The sequence below is a fragment of the Streptomyces sp. NBC_00203 genome (genome assembly GCF_045206325.1).
Lineage (GTDB): Bacteria > Actinomycetota > Actinomycetes > Streptomycetales > Streptomycetaceae > Streptomyces > Streptomyces lutosisoli.
This window is the reverse complement of record NZ_CP108126.1, coordinates 300,580-320,562: the sequence shown is the minus strand read 5'-3', so window position 1 is coordinate 320,562 and position 19,983 is coordinate 300,580. Positions and strand designations below refer to the sequence as shown.

Below are 19,983 nucleotides of genomic sequence, written 5' to 3'. Positions count from 1 at the left end.
GTCCGCCCGCTCCGATTCCTCTTCGGCCCACTTCCACGTGGGTGTGAGGGGGAGCCGGCGGTGGTGTGCCGTCACTCATCAGCTGTGGCTGTCGTCGCCGAAGGCGTTGCGGGTGATGTCTCCGCCTGCGCCCAGCGCGTCACGGCCGCGTGCCCGTACGTCGACGTCGTCGACCGGGGGCGTGGGCGCTGCAGTGGGCGCCGACGGGCGGACTGTGGACCGGGTTCCGAAGGTGTTTTCGTTGATGTTCCCGCCGGCTGCCATGGCGCGGCGGCCGCGGGAGCGGACGTGCCTGGTCGCACCCGTGCCCGAGGGTGACGGGCCTGGGGTTGGTCTGAAGAGGGCGTAAACCGAGACGAGAAGTCCCACGGCGCCCAGGGCGGCGCCCACCACACTGGCCGCACGATCCGCCGTGTCCAGGTCTACCACCGCGGCCACGACCGCGAGCCCGACCAGCACTGCGGCGCACAGCCCCGCCGACGCCCAGACGGCAGCCCGTGCTGCCCCCGACAGTCCCGCCATCACAAACACCCCCGTAGCGCAGCGCACTTGCTCTCCTGAGCGTAGCCCCGCGGCACCTGCGGCGGTATCCGAAGTGTCCGTTGCTCGCCGGGTTTCCGTGCTCTCCGGCTGAGAGAGCCGGTTAGAGCCGGTCAACGGCAAACGCGTGCCGAGACCCGGCAGCGGGCCGATGACGCACCGGCGACCAGGCTGCTTCCGTCTGCGGCGTCATCGAGGAAGTGCAGCCACCCAGCCGGGCAGTGCCGCAGGCGACAGCCGTCAAGGCGAGCATCGCGCTCCCGGAAGCCCTTCGCCGGGTGATCGGCCAGGAGGAGGCGTTCAGCGGGGACCGGGGGTCTGGGTTCATTTGTGTGCAGAGCAGCGGGAGCACGGTCCTCCGGCCCCCGTACCGATCGGCAGGACGTGGACATTGTGTTGTTGTTGCTGGCGGAGATGGAGTCGGGCTTGCTTCGAGTCCGGGCCCGGCCGTGGAGGCCGGCCCGGCCCGGTGGTTGAGGTCATCGGTGGGTGCGCGCGGCGGTGACGGTCGGCCGGTGTGGCGGTCCGGCCTGGGGACGCGGCGCCGACCGCGCGGGGGTACTGGCGGAGGGTGCGGGGGTGGGTGCGGTGGCGCGGTTCCAGCGGGTGCGAAGGGCGTTGAGGTCGGCCAGGGCGCGGCGGCTGCCGGTGATGAGCTGGTGGGGGGTGTTGGCGGGGTCGTCGGTGTAGGCGGTGATCCGTGCGGCGACCGTCTGGGCGCGGGCGAGGAGGGCGCGTTTCAGGATCTTCTCGCCCCAGTGCTCGGGGGAGCCGGCGGGCGTGGAGACCAGGGCCATCAGGTCTTTGGGGGTGAGGGAGTCGGTGAGCAGTCCGCGGTGCTGGGCCTCGCCGAGGACGGTGACCGGGTCGACCATGTCGCCGCGGTGGGTCAGCGCCGTGATGGACTGCCAGAGCGCGGCGTGCAGCGGCAGCAGGAAGTCGTCCGTGACCAGCCACCGCATCTGCTGGACCTCCGCCGGATAGGCGGTGGCGGTCGCCAGGAGGAGGCGTTCTTCGTCCAGGTCCTCCTCGTCGGCCTGCCGTGGCACATCCGGGGGGAATGTCGTGCGGGGGAAGGAGCCGGGGTGCGGGGCGAACTGTTCGGCGAGGGAGTCCAGGACACGGCCGATGTCGTCGGCCAGGCCGAGCGTCGTGGCTGCGCGGTTGGGCAGGCCCGGGTCGGTCGCGGCGGAAGCGAGGCGTTCGGCGTGGGCGCGCAGGATCCGGCGGGCGTTGTCGGCGCGGATCATCCTGGCGTAGGCCGCAGCGTGCTTCGGTTGCGGGCAGAACTGGATGAGGGCGTGGAGGTAGGAGGCGTTCAGGCCGGGAGCGTGGGGACGCGCGTGGTCCAGCACCGCGTTGAGCCAGGCGGTGTCCTTGGCGTGGTCGTCGGGGTCGGGCGGCGGGAGCGTGCGGATCGCGGTGAACAGCGCGGCGTGGGTGTGGCTGTCGAAGTGGTGGGCGATCAGCGGCTCGGTGTCCGCCAGACGCGCAGGTTCGAGGAGGAGGGCGCCGAGCAGGGCCTGCTCGGCGTAGTGCACGGGCTTCGGTGCCGGTGCGAGGTCGAGGTCGTCGTCCTCGTCCGGTTCGGGGGTGTGGGTCATCAGGCGGCGAGGGCGAAGTCAGCAGGGTTGAAGGGCTTGTTGAGGTGCGGGGCGAGCAGGTGTGCTGCGAGGCGCGGGGGGACGGCGTTGCCGATCTGCGAGAACATCTGGCCCTTGTTGCCCTGCCACGGATAGTCGGCGGGAAAGCTTTGCAGCACGCCCGCTTCCCGGGCAGTGATCTTGATCGGGGCGGGCGCCGATCGGTGCTCGCCGTCCGGAAGACCGGAGGCGGTGTCGGCGATCCAGGTGCACTCGTTGGCGCGGTGGCCGAAGAACAGCGTGTCGGCGGGCTCGTCGGCACGGCGCACGGTGGCGTTGGACTGGTTGTTGCTGCGTAGTGACCATGACCAGCGGTGCGCCTCGGCGGTGAACGTGGGGGTCGGAGTATCTGCGGGGCGGTTCTCGCGGGCGCCGTGCCGGGCGGCCCAGCCGGAGCCCTCCCTGCGGGAGGCCAGGACGAGTTCGGAGTCGGGGTGGGGTGCCCAGGTGCCGCGGGCGCCGGCGTCGGTCAGGGTCTTGCGTGAGCCGGAGGGGCAGGGTTCAGGGCCGCCTCCTGGACCGCCCCCGGCGCACACGGTGGGCACGGGACGGTCAGTGGCGCCCCAGCCCAGGGCCTCGGCCATGGACACCCAGCGGGCGCGGCCGGGGCCGAACAGCGACTCCGGCTCGGCGGCCTTCGCATGGGTCGGAGGCGAGGGTTCGGCGGTGCGTACGCGGGAAGCGAGTAGGATCGCGCGCTTCCGGGTCTGCGGGACGCTGTAGTCGGCGGCATTGAGGATCCCGGTCCAGGCGGAGAAGCCCCAGGTCCGCAGGATGGCCGCGTACTGCCGCCACAGCGGAAGGACGTCGGGGACTTCCTCCATGACCACCCACTCGGGCTCGCCCACCAGGTTCAGCGCGTGCAGGTAGCGCATGGGCTCGGCCGCGAGAAGAGACCGTTCGTCCGCGCACGCGCCGAGCAGCTGCTCACGGGTGTCGCGGCCGGCGGCGAGGTCGGCGACGGCCTGGTGGACGAGCGGCTGGTCGACCAGACCGAGGCGCTTGCCCGCCATCGACCACGCCTGACATGGAGGGGAGGCGATCAGCCCGAGGATCCGGCCGGAGAAGATCCACGCCGGATAGCGGGCAACATCGGTCCGGATCGTCAACTGCCCGGCCCTGGCACGGGTCTTGCAAGCCCACTCGTCCCACTCCAGGCCGATGTCCCGCTCGCCGAGGACGGTGAGGGCGTGGCTCCAGCCGCCGGGGCCGGCGAACAGGTCGAGGATGATCCGCCTCAAGAAGCCAGTCCGAAGTCGTCTTGCACCGGTTCGACTGCGGGTGCGGCGATTTCTCGTTCGAGGCGGTTCAGGTGGGTGTAGACGGCTGCTGGTTCCCAGCCGGTGTCGGCGAATATCGCGTAGTCGACCTTGGGAAGGGCTCCTGGGGCGGACAGGGCGAGGAGGGTGCTGGATTGGACTCCCGCGCCTCTGTCACCTATTCGGGGCTGTTGTATCCACCTCTTGGCTCCTTCGGCGCGGAGCGCCGGAGACTCAGGTGCGGGGCGATGCGGTGGTGTCGGTAGGGAGCCGCTGGACGTTGGGAGGGGGTGTCTGGGCTCTGCGGAGGTGGGCGAGTTCGGTCGTGAGAGCGTGGACGACTTGGGCATAGATCTCGTTTCGTTCGGTGAATTCGGTGTTGTGCTGGCGTAGTCGTTTGTGTGCGGCTTCGAGGTCGTCGAATTTCGCCTGGAGGGTTTGGAAAGTCACGGGAATTCCGTTCCACGGAGCCTTTTCCAACCTGGGAGGGAGCCGATCGGTAAATGTGTAGCGTGACGTTGCGAGTGTTGGGACACTGCGTCGGTGACCGGTTCTGCACTGCCTCAACTGCTTCGCCCTCGTGCCCTGAGGCCCGGAGATCTCGTCGTTATCGCATCGCTGTCCGGGCCGCTCCACGCTGCTTACGAGCCTGACCTCGAGCAGGCGGTGGTCGTGATCGAGCGGATGGGATTCCGCGTGCGTCGGGCACCGCTCCTCGAAGCAGGGCGGCACCACTGGTGGAGCGCGACGCGGCCGGCGGAGATCGCAGAGGAGTTCAATGGACTACTGCGTGATCCTGAGGTGCGCGCGATCATCGCGCATGACGGCGGCCAGACGGCGCTCGGTTACCTCGACCTGATCGACGTTGAGGCGATCGCGGCCGACCCCAAGCCGATCCTCGGCTACAGCGACATCTCACTGCTGCATCTGGTGCTCTATGCGCGCACGGGTCTGGTCGGATTCCATGCCGACGTGGCCACCCTCGGACTCGGCGGGCACTGGCAGGCCGCGTCAGCAGCACGCAGAGCGGAACTTGAAAAGCTCTACTCGACGCTGCTGACCGGCGGCGAGGCGATCGGTGCGCTGCCAGCCACCCCGTCGTGGGAGTGCTGGCGTGCCGGTCGCACCGAAGGCCGGCTGATCGGCGGGCTGCTCAATCGCATCGCGCTGGCGCAGGCAACACGTTTCGCGCTGCCGCTCGAACGGTTCGACGGCGCGGTGCTCTTCTGGGAGGAGGCGGGCGGCCAGGCATCGCATGTGTGGAGCTATCTGCAGGTACTGCGGCACTCCGGCATCCTCGACCGGATCTCCGGCATGGTCGTGGGCGTCCCGCACGCGATCGACGGACTCGACTCGCCCGACACGTCCCCGACCCTCCCCGAGCTGGTTCTCGACGTCCTCGGCGACCGCGACATCCCCGTCCTGGGCAACGTCGAGTTCGGACATGCCGGCCCGAATCTGCCGATGCCGGTCGGCATCCGCGTCGGCCTCGATGCGCAGCAGCGGACACTGTCGCTGCTTGAACCGGCGGTACGGCCTCTCATGGTGAGGGGACCGGTCGGCTGAGCAACGCGGAGTACCCACGTCTCGGCTCCTTCGGCGCGGAGCGCCGGAGACTCAGGTGCGGGGCGATTCGGTGGTGTCGGTAGGGAGCCGCCGGACGTTGGGAGGGAGTGTCTGGGCTCTGCGGAGTTGGGCGAGTTCGGTCGTGAGAGCGTGGATGACTTGGGCATAGATCTCGTTTCGTTCGGTCAGTTCGCTGTTGTGCTGGCGTAGCCGTTTGTGTGCGGCTTCGAGATCGTCGACTTTGGCCTGGAGGGTTTGGAATGCGGCGGGAATTCCGTTCACGGATTCCCGGGCTGCTTCAAATTCCATGCGGAGGTCGGGGTGTTTGTGGGTGAGGACCCAGCGTTTGACTCCGGCCTCGGCGGCGAGCTGGACGACGGTCAGGGCGCCGGTGGAGCGGGTCGGCGTGCCGGCCAGGAGGCGTTGCATTGCCGCTTGGATGGCGTCGCGTTCGACTGTGCGGTGGGTGCTTATGGCCGGGGCCCCTGGTGATTGGCGATGGCCTGCTGGAGTCGGGCGAGTTCGTGTTGTTCGCGTGCGTGGCGGATGGGTGGGGCGAGCGGGTCGTCGACGATGGCCTGCAGGGTGTCGACGCGCGCACAGGAAGTCGATGTCGCGGTCGGTCCGGGCGATGTTCACGCACGAGGGTCTGCAGTCGTCGATGTCGGGGGTGCGGCGACTGCTGCGTTCGTCAGTACTCAGCCGGCAGGCGGCGCGGGCGGGGTCGAGAACGCAGGTCATGCCCTGGCCGGGGAAGATCTGAAGGTCGGGGTTGGTGAGCAGGGTGTGGGCTTCACGGGTGGTGCGCAGGATGCGGCCGGCGAACTTGGCGGAGGCGGCGACGCGGTGGCGGTAGGTGTCGGCGGCGGGGCCGCTGACGTGCTCGCCGGCCTGGAGCTGGTCGTGGGCTTCGGCGAGAGATTCGAGACGGGCGAGCCATTCCTCGAAGGCCAGGTCGTCGGGGAAGCCGGAGGCGTAGTTGCCGGAGTAACCCAGGGTCATGTTGACGCGGACGTGGCCGTACTGGATCGCGGCGGCAACCAGGCCGCGGGGGCGACGGGTGATGAACCAGGCGAGCGTGCGGCGCAGGCGGCTGAGGGCGATCTTCGGATTGGTGGGGTCGGCGGGAATCGCGTCGTCGCGGTGCCGGGCCGCGCAGTAGTCGTTGATCCAGTCGATCAGTTCGGTGATGTCCTTGTTGCAGCCGGAGTCGTTGCGGGCTCGGCCGACGCGTTCCCGCAGGTGTCCAGCCTCGGATTTCCCGTTGACGAGGAGGGTGTTGGGGAACAGCAGTCGCGCGTCGTGGAGACGTTGGAGCACGGTGACGGCGGTGACGACCGGGGGTGGTGACCACCCAGGGGTCGGTTCGCTGTTCCCCTTCGGCGCGAGGGGTGCCGTCGGGGTGGCGGACGCCCTTCCAGTGTTTGCCGCGCAGGAGGATCAGGCCGGTGACCGGGTCGTGTTCGATGCAGCCCCGTTCAGCCAGCACCGGGTCGGAGGCGTACCACGGCACCACCCGGTCGGGCTCGCAGCGGCGCAGAAACCAGACCCCGGAGCGGGAGCTGAGCCCCCGCAGTTGATCGCTCATGGACCGGAACAGAACCATGCCGTACCGCCGCAGACTGCATGCAACACGCTGCACTCGGTACAGACCCGCGCCCAGGGAGAGGGCGCGGAACTGAGGCTGATTGGAAATGGGCAGTCCTGGGTGTGACGGGTACGAATGTCGGACATCAACGGGACTCGCTCGCAGGCATGTTGAACGTCGTGAGCGAGTCGCGCTGGATGGCCTGACACAGAGCGGGGATGGCATCGAGCAGATCGGTGGCTGACTCGACGTACTGCTGGGGCGAGGGACGGAGAAGGACGAGCGGCTCGTGTGTGGCGTGGGCTCGACGGCGCTGGTTCTCCATGGCGCGGGTAAGCGCCGAGCTGAGTTCGGCGCCCGCGTCCTGGGCGGCTTTGGCGATGTGCGCGACGCGGTCGAGGAGCAGCAGGTGTGCGGGCGCGGAGCGCAGAGGCTGCTGTGTGAGGTTGACGAACAGCTGTAGAGCAGTGTGGGAGAGCGTCTGGGCGTCAGTGATCCTGGCCGTCAGCGCCTGCACGTGACCGATGGTGTTGGTGCGCAGGGCCCGGTGCAGGTCGCGGGCGTCGGCCTCGATCAGGTCGAGGATCTCGGGCAGGCCGGGGCGGTCAGCCATGGTGTTGCCCGAGCGAGCTTGCGTGCAGGGTCTGAGCGAACGCGGCCGTCACATCGGAGGCCAGACCGGGGCCAGCCATCAGTGCGCGGACGATGGGGGTACCGATGACGACGGCGTCCACCAGCGGGGCAACACGGGCTGCGAGGGCGGGGGTGGAGATCCCCACCCCCGAGACCACGGGCAGCGGGCTCGTCCTGCGCAGGCGCTGGACGAAGTCGGCGAGCCCGGGGATGTCGAGGGGGCCCTGGTAGCCGGTGAGGGTCGTGCTGGCGGGTACGTAGAGCCAGCCGGACGTACGCTCGACCGCGGCCGGAAGGCTGGCGTCGGGTGTGGTGCGCGAGATGAGGTGCGGGGTGTCCAGGCCCGCGTCCCGCGCAGTGTCGTGCCACCGGAGTGTCTCGTTACCGGGCAGGTCGACGACCATGATACCCGTGGCGCCTGCGTCGGTGACCCGGCGGGCCAGGCGTTCGGGGCCGTGGCGACGGACGGGGTCCCAGTAGGTCATGACCACGGTCGGCCGCAGAGACGCGGCGTGCTCGATGGCACGGAGGGTGCGGTCCAGGACGTTCCCGTGTGACAGGGCGCGGTGGTAGGCGGCCTGGATGACGGGACCATCGAGTACCGCGTCCGCGGTGGCCAGACCGACCTCGAACAGGTCAGCCCCGGCTTCCGCGAGACGGCCGAGTTGTCGGCGTTGGGTGTCCGACCGGTGCAGGCCAGCAGGGATGAACACGCCCAGCGCGCACCGTTGTTGGGTGAGGAGCGTGTTGAGGGGGGCGGTGGTCACCAGGATGGTGTCTTTCTCGGTAGGTGTGCTGTCGCTTCAGGTCAGCGGTGGCGCTCGGCCGCTGAAGCCGGGCTCGCGCTGCGACGTGTGACTGGGGTTCTGCTGAAGAGGAGGGGCGGTTGCCGAAGGCGGGGTGGATGTCGTCCAGGCCGTCGGCGAGTTCGCGGGTGCTGTCCGCCGTCGCGTGTGGCGGTCCCTCACTGGAAGAGTTCGTCGAGCGAGGTCGGCACGGGGCCGGGATCGTCCGGCAGCCCGTAGAGGCGTGTGCGCAGTGACTGGGCGATGCCGTTCGCGGGGCCGCCGGAAGACCGGTGGTCGTAGCGCGGGGCGGCCAGACAGCGCAGGGTGAAGTGGACGACGACGTCGCGGGGCGTGGCGTCCGTTGGACCTGGGCGGGCAGCGCGAGGGCGATGTCGTGCGGGACGGGGCGTCGGTTGGCGTGGGGTCTCCCGAGGATCGGGTGCGGGGGTCAGCGGGTGCGGCCGGCGGTGGCCTGGGGCAGGGCCGCTGCGGGTCGCGCCGTGGTGGGTGCGAGGAGCTTGGGTCGGCCGAAGGAGGCGGCGAGATCACGGCAGCCGTCGGGGGTGATGGCGTTGTTCACGAGATTGAGCAGCGCTTGTTCACGACTTTGGAAGGCGCCGCCACCGGGCTGGCGAATCGAACAGCTACGACGTCGGGCGTACAGCCCGCAGCGGTGCGGGGCACGTGCGCACTGGAACGGGTGATCTTGAACTCGGGTCGGTTCAGCGGATCGCAAAGCGGTCATCTCCTGATGCGATTGATCCTTCTAACGCAGAGGAGTGCGCTATGCGCATACGCACCGTTCTCACAGCCGTGGCCCTAGCTGCCACAGCCGTTCTCGGAGGCGCGACTGCCGCCGCGGCTGACCCCGACCCGGGCTTCGGCAACGTCGTCAACTCCCAGGGGATCTCGGTCCTCCCCGTCAACGTTCAGTACGTGGATGTCCCCGTCACGCTCGAGTGCAACGCCGTCGACGTGCTCGGGAATGCCCCCTGCTGATGATGACGCTCCCGGGCGCCCGGGTCTCGTCCTGGCGCCCGGGACACCCCGCAACGGTTGGCCCCAGACACCACGAGAACGACGGCACGTCAGCAGGTTCATGAGGTCACTGCGGAGTTCGAACAGCGCCCTCACCGGACGCCTTCCAAAGTCGTGAACAAGCGCTGCTCAATCTCGTGAACAACGCCAGGGGTGAGGTGGACCCGCTCGTCGGTGAGCCACAGCGGGCACTCCTCGCGGGCCACGAGGCCGCGGGCCTCCAGGGCGCGCACGGTGCTGATCGTCACGCGCAGGTCGTCGGCGCGGACGTAGGGTCTGTTGTCGGCAATCGTCACCTCGCCGCGTGCGACGGCGCGCAGAGCGGCGTTCTGGGCCGCGGTGAGGACGGGTGGCTGGTGAGGGAGCGAAAAGCCCCGGCGAAGCCGCTCGGCGACGTACGCCTCGGCGGCCGTGAGTGCGTCGTCGGCCCCGAGCGCGGTCAGATCTCTGACGAGCGTGAGGCGGCTGCCGGCCTCCCCGAGGGCCTGCTGGCCGGTCAGCACGACCAGGAGCGAGTCATCGATCTCGACGGGGAGCCCGGTGCGCGTGTTGTCGAGGATTTCGGCGGCGTCCAGAAGGTGATCGGCGGTGTCCGTGGCCAGGTGAGCGAGCTGACGCACGCGTGCGTACACGGAGCGGATCACGGGGCTGTGGTACATCCGCTGGGCGTTGAGGGTGTCCACGATGTCCAGCGCCGCCCGGGCCAGGTGCTGGGCGGCGGCGGCCTGGGCGGTGAGGAATGTCGAGGGGCTGGGACCGTTGATCCGGTGTCGCAGAAGGGCGTCGTTGTACCGGGTGAAGTCGGCACCCAGGAGCAGGAGTTGTTCGGCTGGGGCGGTGGACGCGATGTTCTGGGGCAGGGGGTTCCGTTTCGGGGCGGCGTCAGCGGCGGCGTGCAGAGGCGCGGTCCAGGTGGGTGAGGGCATGATGGACGTGCGGGTTCACCGAGGCGCCGCGGACAGGGGTGGTCAGGGCGCTGTCCGCGTGCCGTGTGCTGAGGGGGACATCGGCGTAGGCCCGCTCCACGGCCAAGGGCGTGGCCAGGTGGGCGAAGAAGTTGCGGACGAGCGCCTCGGGGGTGTCCTGTGTGAAGGTGGCCAGCGGCTCGTTTTCGTAGTAGAGGTGCTCGACCTGCCAGGGGATGTCCTCGCCGGGCGTGTGCCGCAGGCTGCAGTACAGGTCGGGTGAGGTGAGAATGCCGCCGTCGGCGGACCAGTTGTTCAGCTCGGCGAGCTGCTCCAGGGGCATGTCTGTGATCGGGGTCTTCTCGGCGTGTCGGGCATCGCCGAGCAGCTGAGGCAGTGCCTGGGTGACGGCGGCGACCGCCTCCAGGGGCGCCTGCCTGCTGAACATCACTTCCCAGAACGGCTCATGGTGGGCAACGGTGACCCACCGACCGAGCGGGTGCAGCGGGTTGAAGTCGAGGAACATGCTGCCGTCGGGGCTGTCGATTTTGACGTGCCCGGAGGCGGCGTCGTGCTCGTGGCGCCAGCCGAAGAGGTGGATGAGGGGGCCGATCACGTCGGCGATCCGGTCTCCGGCGCCTGCCATGTACCGAGGCGAGACCATGACCCGGGCGTCGTGCGTGTACGGGTTCACCGGCGTACCCCCTGTCTCACCGCGACCTTGGGCGGGGCGGTCGCGGCGGCGGTCAGCGCGGCGTGCGGGCGTGGCTTGGCCAGGGCTCGCTGGCCCTGCTCGGTGACGGTGATCTTCTGGCCGTGGTACAGCGAGGTGCTGGTGTCGGCGGTGACCATCCGGTGCTTGGCCAGGGCCCGATAGGTGGCGATGGACACGCGTGCGCCGTCGTCGGTGGCTACGCGTGTGACGCCCAGTCCGCGTTGGGAACTCTCATACAACCGTCTGCTGGTCCTCGTAGGGGTTGGCGAGCAGCGCGTGGGCGAGGTCGGTGCCGGCTAGCGACGAAGAGGACACGACCGAGGCCAGCAACTCCAGGCTGGCGCGGCTGCCGGCGATGTTGGCGTACGCACTGTTGTCGAGCGCGGTCAGACGCACCAGGGCGGTGGCCGTGAGGTCCTGTGCTGTGAGCAGGAGAGGGCTGATGCGGCGCAGCGCGTCTGCGCCAGGGGTGTAGGAGACGTCGCGTACGCGGGCGCGGAGGGCTTCGAAGTCCTGGGCCAACTGGCGAAGCTGGCGGACTTGTTCGTGCAGGTCGAGTGGGGGCGTGGGGATGGGTGACTCCTGTGGGCGGCGGTTCAGCGGCTTCGGGTGGCGGCCTGTGAGGCGGCGGGTATCGGGCAGGGCGTCGCGCCCAGAGCGGTGTCTGGCCCGGCCGCAGGTAGGCCGATGCCGGCGGCGAGGACGGTGACGCCGGCGGGTGTGAGGCGTACGCGGTCCTGGGGCGGGCCACCGCGGTAGGCGGGCAGCGCGGAATTCGGAGTGCGTTCGGCCAAGCCCTTCGACACCAGCGTCCGCAGGGTGCTCATCAAGACCTTGGGATCGCGGGAGCGCGTGAACTCCCGTCCCAGGGAGCTGCTGGCCACGACGTGGCCGGAGGCGATCTGCACCAGGGCGGAGCGCTGGTCGGAAGTGAGCCGCACATCTGGCGCGATGGCGCTCGCCCCGCGACGGCGCCGTGTCTCTGAGGCGAGACTCACTGCGCAACTCACCGTGGTCTCGGGAGCTAGGGCGGTCAGTTCACGCGCCACCTGTACGCCGTGGTCCGCTGATGCGGCGCTGAGAAAGGCGAGCTGCTTCAGCCGCACAACTGTCTCCGCCAACTCGGTGCTTTCGTATAGCCGTTGACCGTGGATGGCTCGGGCGGCCATGCGGGTGTCGGCCGCCGGTCGCTGAGCGGAGGCGGCATGGGCCTGCGGCTCGGGCTCGGTGGCAGCGCGAAGGTGGAGGTCGAGCGCGTCGTTGTGCCGGGTGTACTGGCCAGCGAGGTGGAGCAGCCGCTCGACGGGCGTGGGCACGTCGAACAGCAGGGGTTCGGCGGGCAGCGTGCTCATGAGCGGCGCCGTCCGGTCGGGGCTGACACGGGCACGGTGGCGGTCGCGGCGGGTGTCGTGGAACGGCGCAGGCGAAGGCAGACGCGGGCTTCGGCCAGGGCCCGACCGGCGTCGTCGAGGTGGACACGCAGGCGGCTGTTCAGGTCGATCGCGTCGAGCTGCTGTTGGAGCATGGCCTGTGACCCGGGCTGCGCGAGCGCGACGAGCGGGGCGAGGGCCTGGGTGTAGTGGGCGATGGCGCGCCCCACATGCGCCGCCGTCCGGCTCTGGTTCTCGGCCGATGGCGTGGCCGGCCCGCCTGCGCTGTCGTGGTTGTAGAGGTACTCGGCGTCGCCTGCCAGCCGGCCGGCGAGGGCGCACAGCAGCTCGATGTGGCGGCTCGCGGTGAACAAGCCATGCCGGTCGCCGGGGATCGGGTGGTCGCGCAGGTCGGCGGCGACCGCGTCCACGGCTTCGTGCGGCTCCATGTCCTGCAGATCGATGGGTTCGTAGGTGTGCAGTGCGTCTCCCAGGGGCGGGGGCGGTCAGCGATGTCTTGACTGGCCGGGCGAACCCGGCGGCGAGGGCAGTGGCGCCGACGCTTGCTCGGCCGGTGCTCCTGGCGCGGATGCAAAGGAATCGAGGACGGCGGACACCTCCGAGATATGCCGGGTGCAGGCGAGAGCCTGTTGGTTCGTTGCGGGGTGGGTGATGGCCCGCAGCGTGACGTCGGGGTTGCTGTTGCCGCATTCCAGACAGCAACGGTGAGCGGGGGTCCAGTCGTCGGGGACGTCGTGGATCTGTGGCATGGGCGGTTCCAGGTGTGGTGGATCGTCTTGCTGGCCGTAGTCGGTGCGCGACTTCGCCAAGCACGGCCGATCAACGCGGCGTTCGAGGCTCGCCGTGACCTCTGCACCACCGGATCAGGCTCGGCACTGCCAGCGGGCTGAAGGGCGAGCGCGTCGTGGTGTCGCACTCATGCGGCCTTGCCGAAGTCGGACTGTTTCGGGGCAGCCTTGGCCACGGCGCGTTCGGTGATGTCCTTGGACGCCCGGGCGGAGGCGGCGGAGAGCGAGTCGGCGCCGGGCTCGAGATACCAGGGGCGCAGGTCGAGCATGGCCGCGCGCATGCCGGTGGCGAAGCAGAGCGCGGTGCCCTTGGGCAGGGCCCGGATGGCGTCGGCGGCCAGGATGCGTTCCTGCCGCATGCTGACGGACGTGGACTTGCCGGACTCGGAGGTCGAGGTGGAAGTGGTCTCGACGTCGTGATCGCCGATCAGACGGCTGAGCTTGTCGGCGAAGTCCGGGTCGTCGATTCCGGACCCGATGACCTTGATCGTGGAGGCGCTCCACATGGCGTCCATGCCGGCGTCGCCCCAGACTTTCTGGCCCTGCCGGTAGCTCTGCAGGTGACAGATGAGAGGGTCAGGCGAGTGAGTGAGACACCGAAGAGCACCCTGCAATACCGCTTTGACGGGCCAGAAGACGCCCCTGTCCTGATCTTGGGTCCCTCACTGGGTACCACATGGCACAGGTAGGCGAAAGTGTCTTCTGGGGGTCATGTGGTCTGGGTTGGGGCCGTTCACGCAGGTGGGGCCTTGTAGTCCAGGTGCGTCCACGGTGTCGGTGACACGCGTGTGACAGCGCGTGTGATTTGAGGAGCCCCGTCTGATGGTGCCGACGGGGGCCTCCGTGTTCGGCGGACGGGCAAGGGAAGACACGGCGCGAGATCATCCGCTGCCTGCAGGGGAATGTGGCTCGGGAGGTCTTCCACCTGGTCGAACAGCTACGGCCACGCCCCCGCTCATGGGGGCTGTGTGCTCACCGCACGATGGGTGCGGTGGAAAGGAAGCCGGAACAATTGGTATGCCTGCCAGACGCCTTGAAAGGATGGCAGCGGTCCACAGCGATCCGACGTGACCTGTCGTTAGGAAGGCTGATTCGGCTGATACCGGCGCTCAGCCAGGTCGGCCGCGGAAGCCCAGGGGCCCGTAGCGGAGGGTTGTCGGTACCAGGGGGCATACTGCCCCCACAGTCGGCCGGAACTGTGGGGGAGAGAGCGTGCAGGATGAGGCGCCCGGATCAAGGCGTGGCCGTGCCTGGAGTGAACAGGAGGAGGCTCAGCTTGTCGAAGGTGTGCGCGAAGGGCTGGCTCTGTCCGAGCTTGCTGAGCGGCATGGCCGTACGGCGGGCGGTGTCCACGCGCGTCTGGACCAGTTCGTTCCGCAGTCCGGCTCGGCCGTCGATGATCCGCTGGAGTGGCTGAGAGCTCGGCTGGCCGCGGAGCCGGGCTACGCATGGCAGGACGTGGGTGCCGAGCGGCGTCGCCGTGAACGTCGTGCGCGCCACAGCAAGGATTCCTCGACCGAGCCTTCGGCGGCTACCGCGGCGGGCGTGACGGCCGAGGTGCTGGCGGACTGGGAGCACGTGACCGGCCATGTGCTGCGTCCCGAACGGCGCGAGGTTTTCCTCGCCCGACAAGTGGTTCACGACTTAGCGGCTACAGCCGTGTCCGTACGGCGGACAGCGGCCCGGCGGCTGTGGCACGACGGTGAAACACTGCTGCTGGACCACTGGCTGCTCGAATGCGTGTGCCCCGGTGCCGTGCGCCTGACGGCCGACTGGCCGCTGATCGCCGAACGCGATGCCGACACGGTGCTCGTCCTGAGGGAGCTGGTCGCCGCGGCCGTGGGCGAGATGCCTGCTGAGCGGGACCAGGAGGTCCTCTCCTGCCGCCTGGGCCTTGACGATCGACCGGCCCAGACCCTGGAGAAGGTGGCCGAGGCCCTCGGCATCTCGCGGGAGCGGGTTCGCCAGCTGCAGACGAGGGCGATCCGCCGCCTGGCGAACTCCGACGCCCCGGCTTCCCGAAAGCTCCGACAGGTACTGGCCGAGTTGAGCTGTGTGGAGCGCGTTCCGTCCGAGGCGGGTCCCTCGGCCGCGGAACGGTTACTCGACCTGTCGGACGTGCTGCTGTCCTCGGTAGCGCCTCGGCAGGCGATACCCCTTCTGGCACGGCTGGCCGGCGCCGACAAGGTGCGTGCGGACAACCTGGCCGCAGAGGCGTCGACGATACGCATCCTGCGGCACGAGACTGCCCGTCGCGAAGCGGCACGACAGGGGCGCATCGAACGTGCCACCCGACGTTGGGCGGCACTGGCCGACGAAGTCAACTGGTTCGGCGACCCCGAACCGGCCCCGCCACATGCAGAATTGGAAGCTCTCCGAGAGACGGAGAACGTCGACCGAGGACGCTTCGGGGTATGGCACTGCCCGAAGCTGGACCGCGATGTGTCGTACGAGTCGGAGACGGAGCTGCGAGTGATCCAACTGCTCAGCTTCGCACCGCAGATCGCGTACTACCAGGAACAGCCCTTGGCCATCAGCTACCAGTTCGCCGGGCAACAGCGCACCTACTACCCGGATCTCCTGGCTGCGACCGTGGACGGTCGCTGCATCCTCATCGAGGTTAAACCAGTCTACGAAATGGCGATGGTCGTCAATGTCGCCAAGTACCGAGCCGCCGTGGAGTTCTGCCGGAACCGCGGCTGGGGCCTCGTGGCCACGGATGGCAACCGCACCCGCAGACTCCTCGAACAACGCACGGTCGACCCGCGTCTGGAGACCACACTGGCCGCCGCCCTCGAGGCGCAGGGAGAACTCTCCTGGCCACAGGTCCGAGCCGCAGCCGGATCGCTGCCCCTGGATACGTTGGGCCTGTGTTCCTTGATCCTCAAGCGTGGCTGGACATGGCATAGTCGTCCCTACCGGCTCCGCCCGGCCCCACCGCCAAACAGCCTCGGCACCCCCTCGGAGCCGATTGTGCACACTCCCGACCGTCTACCTGCGGAGACCGGGCCCGCGCCCGCTGCCCCCTCGCGTTGAATGCGGTGAGGCAGTAACTCAGCGCGGATGATGCGGGGTTCAGGACCAAGCACACCAGGACCGTTCCTCGGTTCGGGCAGGCCGCTCAGGCGGTAGGCGACGTGCGATGCGGTTTGATGCCCTGGCATGGCTCTGCCGGCGAGACCAGGGAACGAGGCTCGGCCTGGTGTGACTGGTGCTTGGGCGAACTTCCCTGGGGACGGGGTGTACCTGGGCCATGTGCGCCCGCTGTCCCTCGGTGGCGAGGACATAGACAGCAACGTTCAGGTGCTGTGCCACGGGTGTGCACGACGATCTGTCGCAGGGCCCCGGCCTGCGGGCCGTTCCGGTGGAGGCGTTCCAGCAGCCGGCAGGCGTCGTCGCCAGCGGCGAGGATCCGGGTCTTGGGCCGGGTGGGGTTCTTGCCCAGGCGGACCGGGTTGAAGTCGATGCGGCAACGAACAGCTTCGGCTGCCTGCCTGCCGGTCCGACAGGCCGAGCAGGAACTGCAGCACGCAGACGGTGGCGAGCTGGGCGGGTGAGCGGCCGGGGCGCCCGTCGCGCGGGTCCCAGTCAGCGAAGTCCTCGTCATGCCAGAGCCCGGCTATCAGGGCCGTCCGATCGTGGATCTGGTCCCATTGTCAGTGGCGGAATGCATCATGACCGCATGACGACGAACCCGCAGCACGATCCCCCCGAGCCGATTCCCGCAGCCGACTCGGGGGAAGAGGACGTGGAACAACTCTGGGAAGAGATCGATGCTGGTCACAGGCTTGTGGATCCACCTCGAGATCTTCCTCCGCCGCTCACGGTGACAGCCCCGCTGCTCCTTCAGGTAGAGCAGTTGTCCTGGGAGAGCCTCGAGCATCTGATCGTGGCGCTGGCCCGTGAAGTTGAGGGTGCGGTCCGGTCCAGGTTGTACGGCAGGAACGGGCAGAAGCAGCACGGCATCGATGTCGTGGGGTACTTCGACGATGGCAGCCTGACCGTCTATCAGGCCAAGCGCTGGCAGAGTTTCACCGCCGATGCCCTCTCAGATGCGGTTCGGATGTATGTCGAAGGAACCCGCCCCTTCGACGCCACTCGCTTCGTGCTGGTCACCACTGCCTATACCGGTGACACTGCGGTGGAGGATCGGCTCCATCAACTGCGTACGGACTATCATCCACTCGACATTGAACTCTGGGGCCGGCAGCAGCTCTCGGACCTGCTCTTGCCACAACGTGCCTTGGTTGACCGCTTCTTCGGGCGGGCGACGGCAGAGGGGTTCTGCGCAGACGGTCCGGATCCCGCCACGCAGCACACCCATACCGTGGTGGGCTCCCCGATCCGGGACTTCACCGATCCGTTCGCTCTGGAGGTGCACCGCGTCATCGAGGCCGAAGAGAGGGAACCCGGTGACCGGCTGTCCCCGCTGCCGGCCTACATCAGCCGGGAACACGACATGCGGGTGGGCCAGCTCGTCGCACGGGCCACCGCCGAACAGAGCGCTCTGATTGTACTTGTTGGCGACTCCTCCACGGGCAAGACACGAGCATGCTGGGAGGCTATCCAGGCGCTACCGGGCGACTGGCGACTCTGGTATCCGATTGCTCCAAGCCCAGCGGAGGCACTCCTAAATGGCGTGCTGTCCGTCGGGCCGCGGACGGTGGTCTGGTTCGACGAAATCGAGCCCTACCTGGCGTCGCCTCAGCTGGGCGAGCAGGTGGCCGCGGCGCTGAGGGAGCTACTCAAGGATCCCGCCCGGGGCCCGGTCGTGGTCTTGGGAACAGCCTGGCCGGAGCACTGGGAAAGGCTTACCCTGCCGCCCGCTTCGGGCGCACCGGATGGGCACCGAGAAGCCCGCCTGCTGCTTGCCGGCCACAGTGTCCTCGTCCCCCGTTCGTTCGATGAGCCAGCTCTGCTGGAAGCGCGCAGAGCAGCATACGAGGACCGGCGGTTGGCAGAGGCACTTCACCGAGTCGGCGACGGACGGATTGTCCAGTACCTCTCTGCTGCTTTCGCACTCATGGAGCGCTATACGACTGCCCCGGCCCCCGCGCAGGCCGTGATCCATGCAGCAATGGATGCCCGCCGGATCGGATGCAGTGGAGCACTGCCTCGTACGCTGTTGGAACTGGCTGCCGTCGGCTATCTCACCGATGACGAATGGTCTGCTCTGAGGGAGGGTTGGTTCGACCAAACCCTCTCCGTGCTTCAACAGCCCTGCCGCGGTGCGACCAGTCCTCTCAGCCTGGTGCGCCCCCGTCCCGGTCAGGCAGTTCACGCGGAACCCCATTTTCGTCTTGCCGACTATCTCGATCACCACGGACGGTCGAGTCGGGCGACCGGGCCTGCTGCGGCTTCGCTCTGGAGTGCGCTTCCCGAACATGCAGAGGTGAATGATCTTGTCGGGCTGGCCTGGGAAGCCCGAAACCGCGGTCTCTTTCGATACTCGTTCCAGCTGCATCTGCGTGCCGACGCCGCGGGCATCGAAGGCACTGCCTGGCTCGCGGGCGATCTGATGGAACGAGCCGAGCAGTACCAGGAAGCCTTGCGCTGGTATCAGCGCGCAGTCGAGGCTAGGGACGAGGACGCCTATGCGAACCTGGTCGAGTTGTCGGAGGCTTTCGGCCAGAAGGATGAAGTAGTCGACCAGCTGACACGACTGGCCGAAGCCAAAGATGAGCTCGCGCTCTCCTGGGTCGTCGAGCTGACAGCGAACTCGCGCAGTACGGATCAGACAATCTCCTGGCTTGGCGGACTCGCCGACCGCGGTGACGCCGCTGCCGCCCGCGAAGCCGGTGAGAAGCTTCAGCAGCACGGCCGCCTAGCAGAGGCACTTGAGTTCTACCGTCGAGCAGCACTTTCTGGAGACGCACTCGCGATTCGGCAGTCCGTAGGCATGGTGTGGAACACCGATGGTCCTGATAGGGCCCTTGCCTGGCTGAACGAGCTGGCTCAAGGGGGCGCCACCGACCTGATGGTCACGGCCAACACACTTGCTCAGGCCGGCCGTTCGGCCGAGGCGTTCTCGGCCTTCAAGCGTGCGGCCGACGCTGGCCACGACATGGCCTTCGGTGTCGGAGCTGAACTGGCCATGAAATGTGAAGGACTTGAGCAAGCTGCAACGTGGTTGGAGCCATTCGCGACGGTCGGCAGGCCATTCGCCTCAGCCGCATATCTCGACATCCTCATGGAGGCAGAGCGTTCTGACGACGCGCTGCGCTGGTGTCTGGAGCCCGAGAGGCGTGTGGACATGGCAGTGCTTCACACGGCCGCCGAGCTGCTGGTCGCGTCGGGGCGCGAGGACGAGGCGCTGCGTTGGCTGGGCTCCTTGGCTGAGCAAGGACATGCCTTCGCCCTCTGGCGCATGGCAGGGCTTTCTGAACAGTTCGGGCGAGTTGACGAGGCAGTGTCGCGCGCGAAGAAGCTCGCCAAACAAGGCCACACATCGGCGCTCCATCTCATGGCATTCCTCACTGCGCGACAAGCCAAGGGCGAGGAGGCAATTTCCTGGTACAGCAAGGCAATCTTGGCGGGAGAACCGTTCGCTATCGCCGAGATGGCGGATCTATTGAAGGAACTAGGGCGTCACGACGAAGGCGATCGCTTGCGCAAGTATGGTTTGGAAGCCGATGGGCAGATTGCTAGCGGCGCGGGCTGACCTGCTGCGGGCGTCGTTTGGGAGCGCCCTGCTGGCGCGATCGAGGCTGGATGTGGATCCTCCGAAGTAACCCGCGGGATGAATGGGGCGAGGCTGTAGTCCCGCTGGCCAGGGCCGGTGGAACTTGACCGGCTGACGGATCGTCCGCCCGAACCGTTCACTGCGGCCGATCCGTGCGGCCGTGGTTGAGCGTGGCTCCTTTGGAGGGGCCAGCGATCGGTTGAGCGGGTGGCTGCGTACCAGTCCGGTGGTACGCCGGAGGGAGCTCGCCGAAAGGGCCGTGTTGATTCGGCGCCCCAGAAGGCATGCAGCTGTCGTTGTCGAAGATGACCACTGGGATTGGGATGGGGCGAAGCGTGGCCGGGCTGCTGCCAGTGCCTCCGGATATGGTTTCGCCGCTGTCTCAAGAGTATTTGTAGGTGTGCGCGGGCGCGCTGGTACGCGCTGATGGTTTCCCGGGGCAGGTGC

The 19,983-nt window shown here is 68.4% G+C and carries 18 protein-coding genes and 3 pseudogenes; 5 read left to right on the top strand and 16 right to left on the bottom strand.

Features of this window, described 5'->3' with window-relative positions; genetic code table 11:
* Positions 1-78: 78 nt before the first annotated feature.
* The 4 genes from OG975_RS01645 to OG975_RS01630 form a co-directional block, all read right to left on the bottom strand.
* Positions 79-522: a hypothetical protein gene (locus tag OG975_RS01645; protein WP_406326829.1), complete on the bottom strand. Its 444-nt coding sequence runs from the start codon at positions 520-522 to the stop codon at positions 79-81.
* 497 nt (positions 523-1,019) lie between these two features.
* On the bottom strand, positions 1,020-2,144 hold the full coding sequence (locus tag OG975_RS01640; RefSeq protein ID WP_406326828.1) for a DnaB-like helicase N-terminal domain-containing protein: 1,125 nt from the start codon (positions 2,142-2,144) through the stop codon (positions 1,020-1,022).
* Positions 2,144-3,415: a DNA cytosine methyltransferase gene (locus OG975_RS01635; RefSeq protein ID WP_406336111.1), complete on the bottom strand. Its 1,272-nt coding sequence runs from the start codon at positions 3,413-3,415 to the stop codon at positions 2,144-2,146. Before OG975_RS01635 ends, OG975_RS01640 begins: the two co-directional genes overlap by 1 nt.
* A gap of 261 nt (positions 3,416-3,676) precedes the next feature.
* Positions 3,677-3,892: a hypothetical protein gene (locus OG975_RS01630; RefSeq protein WP_406336780.1), complete on the bottom strand. Its 216-nt coding sequence runs from the start codon at positions 3,890-3,892 to the stop codon at positions 3,677-3,679.
* A gap of 93 nt (positions 3,893-3,985) precedes the next feature.
* Here OG975_RS01630 and OG975_RS01625 point away from each other — a divergent pair, with 93 nt between their 5' ends.
* Complete coding sequence (locus tag OG975_RS01625; RefSeq protein WP_406326827.1) at positions 3,986-5,008, top strand: LD-carboxypeptidase; 1,023 nt, start codon at positions 3,986-3,988, stop codon at positions 5,006-5,008.
* Between the two features lie 51 nt (positions 5,009-5,059).
* Here the strand turns inward: OG975_RS01625 and OG975_RS01620 are convergent, their stop codons facing one another.
* The 4 genes from OG975_RS01620 to OG975_RS01605 form a co-directional block, all read right to left on the bottom strand.
* Positions 5,060-6,328 (bottom strand): hypothetical protein, encoded by a 1,269-nt coding sequence (locus tag OG975_RS01620; protein WP_406326826.1) that lies wholly within the window; start codon positions 6,326-6,328, stop codon positions 5,060-5,062.
* A 413-nt stretch (positions 6,329-6,741) separates the two neighbouring features.
* On the bottom strand, positions 6,742-7,209 hold the full coding sequence (locus tag OG975_RS01615) for a hypothetical protein (RefSeq protein ID WP_406326824.1): 468 nt from the start codon (positions 7,207-7,209) through the stop codon (positions 6,742-6,744).
* Positions 7,202-7,996 (bottom strand): tryptophan synthase subunit alpha, encoded by a 795-nt coding sequence (trpA, locus tag OG975_RS01610; RefSeq protein WP_406326822.1) that lies wholly within the window; start codon positions 7,994-7,996, stop codon positions 7,202-7,204. The genes OG975_RS01615 and trpA overlap by 8 nt, the downstream gene beginning before the upstream one ends.
* 469 nt (positions 7,997-8,465) lie before the next feature.
* Positions 8,466-8,597: a hypothetical protein gene (locus OG975_RS01605; RefSeq protein WP_406326821.1), complete on the bottom strand. Its 132-nt coding sequence runs from the start codon at positions 8,595-8,597 to the stop codon at positions 8,466-8,468.
* Positions 8,598-8,803: 206 nt separating this feature from the next.
* Here OG975_RS01605 and OG975_RS01600 point away from each other — a divergent pair, with 206 nt between their 5' ends.
* Complete coding sequence (locus tag OG975_RS01600; protein WP_406326820.1) at positions 8,804-9,016, top strand: chaplin; 213 nt, start codon at positions 8,804-8,806, stop codon at positions 9,014-9,016.
* Between the two features lie 131 nt (positions 9,017-9,147).
* Here the strand turns inward: OG975_RS01600 and OG975_RS01595 are convergent, their stop codons facing one another.
* The 7 genes and pseudogenes from OG975_RS01595 to OG975_RS01565 form a co-directional block, all read right to left on the bottom strand.
* The gene (locus OG975_RS01595; protein WP_406326819.1) at positions 9,148-9,981 is read right to left on the bottom strand and encodes a hypothetical protein; all 834 of its coding nucleotides are present in this window, start codon (positions 9,979-9,981) and stop codon (positions 9,148-9,150) included.
* Positions 9,938-10,606, bottom strand: a complete 669-nt coding sequence (locus OG975_RS01590; protein ID WP_406326817.1) for a DUF317 domain-containing protein — start codon at positions 10,604-10,606, stop codon at positions 9,938-9,940. The genes OG975_RS01595 and OG975_RS01590 overlap by 44 nt, the downstream gene beginning before the upstream one ends.
* A 44-nt stretch (positions 10,607-10,650) precedes the next feature.
* Positions 10,651-10,851, bottom strand: coding sequence for a hypothetical protein (locus OG975_RS01585; RefSeq protein WP_406326815.1), 201 nt, complete (start codon positions 10,849-10,851; stop codon positions 10,651-10,653).
* Positions 10,852-10,906: 55 nt separating this feature from the next.
* Positions 10,907-11,197, bottom strand: coding sequence for a hypothetical protein (locus OG975_RS01580; protein WP_406326814.1), 291 nt, complete (start codon positions 11,195-11,197; stop codon positions 10,907-10,909).
* Positions 11,198-11,271: 74 nt separating this feature from the next.
* Positions 11,272-12,027 (bottom strand): hypothetical protein, encoded by a 756-nt coding sequence (locus OG975_RS01575; protein ID WP_406326812.1) that lies wholly within the window; start codon positions 12,025-12,027, stop codon positions 11,272-11,274.
* The gene (locus tag OG975_RS01570) at positions 12,024-12,494 is read right to left on the bottom strand and encodes a hypothetical protein (protein WP_406326810.1); all 471 of its coding nucleotides are present in this window, start codon (positions 12,492-12,494) and stop codon (positions 12,024-12,026) included. The genes OG975_RS01575 and OG975_RS01570 overlap by 4 nt, the downstream gene beginning before the upstream one ends.
* 488 nt (positions 12,495-12,982) lie before the next feature.
* Positions 12,983-13,414: pseudogene (locus OG975_RS01565) on the bottom strand (TraM recognition domain-containing protein); the annotation flags it as partial.
* A 24-nt stretch (positions 13,415-13,438) separates the two neighbouring features.
* Here OG975_RS01565 and OG975_RS01560 point away from each other — a divergent pair.
* Both OG975_RS01560 and OG975_RS01555 read left to right on the top strand, forming a co-directional pair.
* Positions 13,439-13,537 (top strand): annotated as a pseudogene (locus OG975_RS01560) (3-oxoadipate enol-lactone hydrolase); the annotation flags it as partial.
* Between the two features lie 529 nt (positions 13,538-14,066).
* Entirely contained in the window at positions 14,067-15,890 is a 1,824-nt protein-coding gene (locus OG975_RS01555; protein ID WP_406326809.1) for a TnsA endonuclease N-terminal domain-containing protein, read from the top strand.
* Positions 15,891-16,311: 421 nt separating this feature from the next.
* Here the strand turns inward: OG975_RS01555 and OG975_RS01550 are convergent.
* Positions 16,312-16,468: pseudogene (locus OG975_RS01550) on the bottom strand (transposase); the annotation flags it as partial.
* A gap of 68 nt (positions 16,469-16,536) precedes the next feature.
* Between OG975_RS01550 and OG975_RS01545 the strand changes: the two are divergent.
* On the top strand, positions 16,537-19,515 hold the full coding sequence (locus OG975_RS01545) for a hypothetical protein (RefSeq protein ID WP_406326807.1): 2,979 nt from the start codon (positions 16,537-16,539) through the stop codon (positions 19,513-19,515).
* Positions 19,516-19,983: the final 468 nt, after the last annotated feature.

Bases quoted from the DNA above. Each gene is read 5' to 3' on its own strand.
- OG975_RS01590 (WP_406326817.1), bottom strand. From the start codon at position 10,606: ATGGCAGGCGCCGGAGACCGGATCGCCGACGTGATCGGCCCCCTCATC.
- OG975_RS01545 (WP_406326807.1), top strand. From the start codon at position 16,537: ATGACGACGAACCCGCAGCACGATCCCCCCGAGCCGATTCCCGCAGCC.
- OG975_RS01645 (WP_406326829.1), bottom strand. From the start codon at position 522: ATGGCGGGACTGTCGGGGGCAGCACGGGCTGCCGTCTGGGCGTCGGCG.
- OG975_RS01600 (WP_406326820.1), top strand. From the start codon at position 8,804: ATGCGCATACGCACCGTTCTCACAGCCGTGGCCCTAGCTGCCACAGCC.
- OG975_RS01570 (WP_406326810.1), bottom strand. From the start codon at position 12,494: ATGGAGCCGCACGAAGCCGTGGACGCGGTCGCCGCCGACCTGCGCGAC.
- OG975_RS01640 (WP_406326828.1), bottom strand. From the start codon at position 2,144: ATGACCCACACCCCCGAACCGGACGAGGACGACGACCTCGACCTCGCA.
- OG975_RS01615 (WP_406326824.1), bottom strand. From the start codon at position 7,209: ATGGCTGACCGCCCCGGCCTGCCCGAGATCCTCGACCTGATCGAGGCC.
- OG975_RS01575 (WP_406326812.1), bottom strand. From the start codon at position 12,027: ATGAGCACGCTGCCCGCCGAACCCCTGCTGTTCGACGTGCCCACGCCC.
- OG975_RS01595 (WP_406326819.1), bottom strand. From the start codon at position 9,981: ATGCCCTCACCCACCTGGACCGCGCCTCTGCACGCCGCCGCTGACGCC.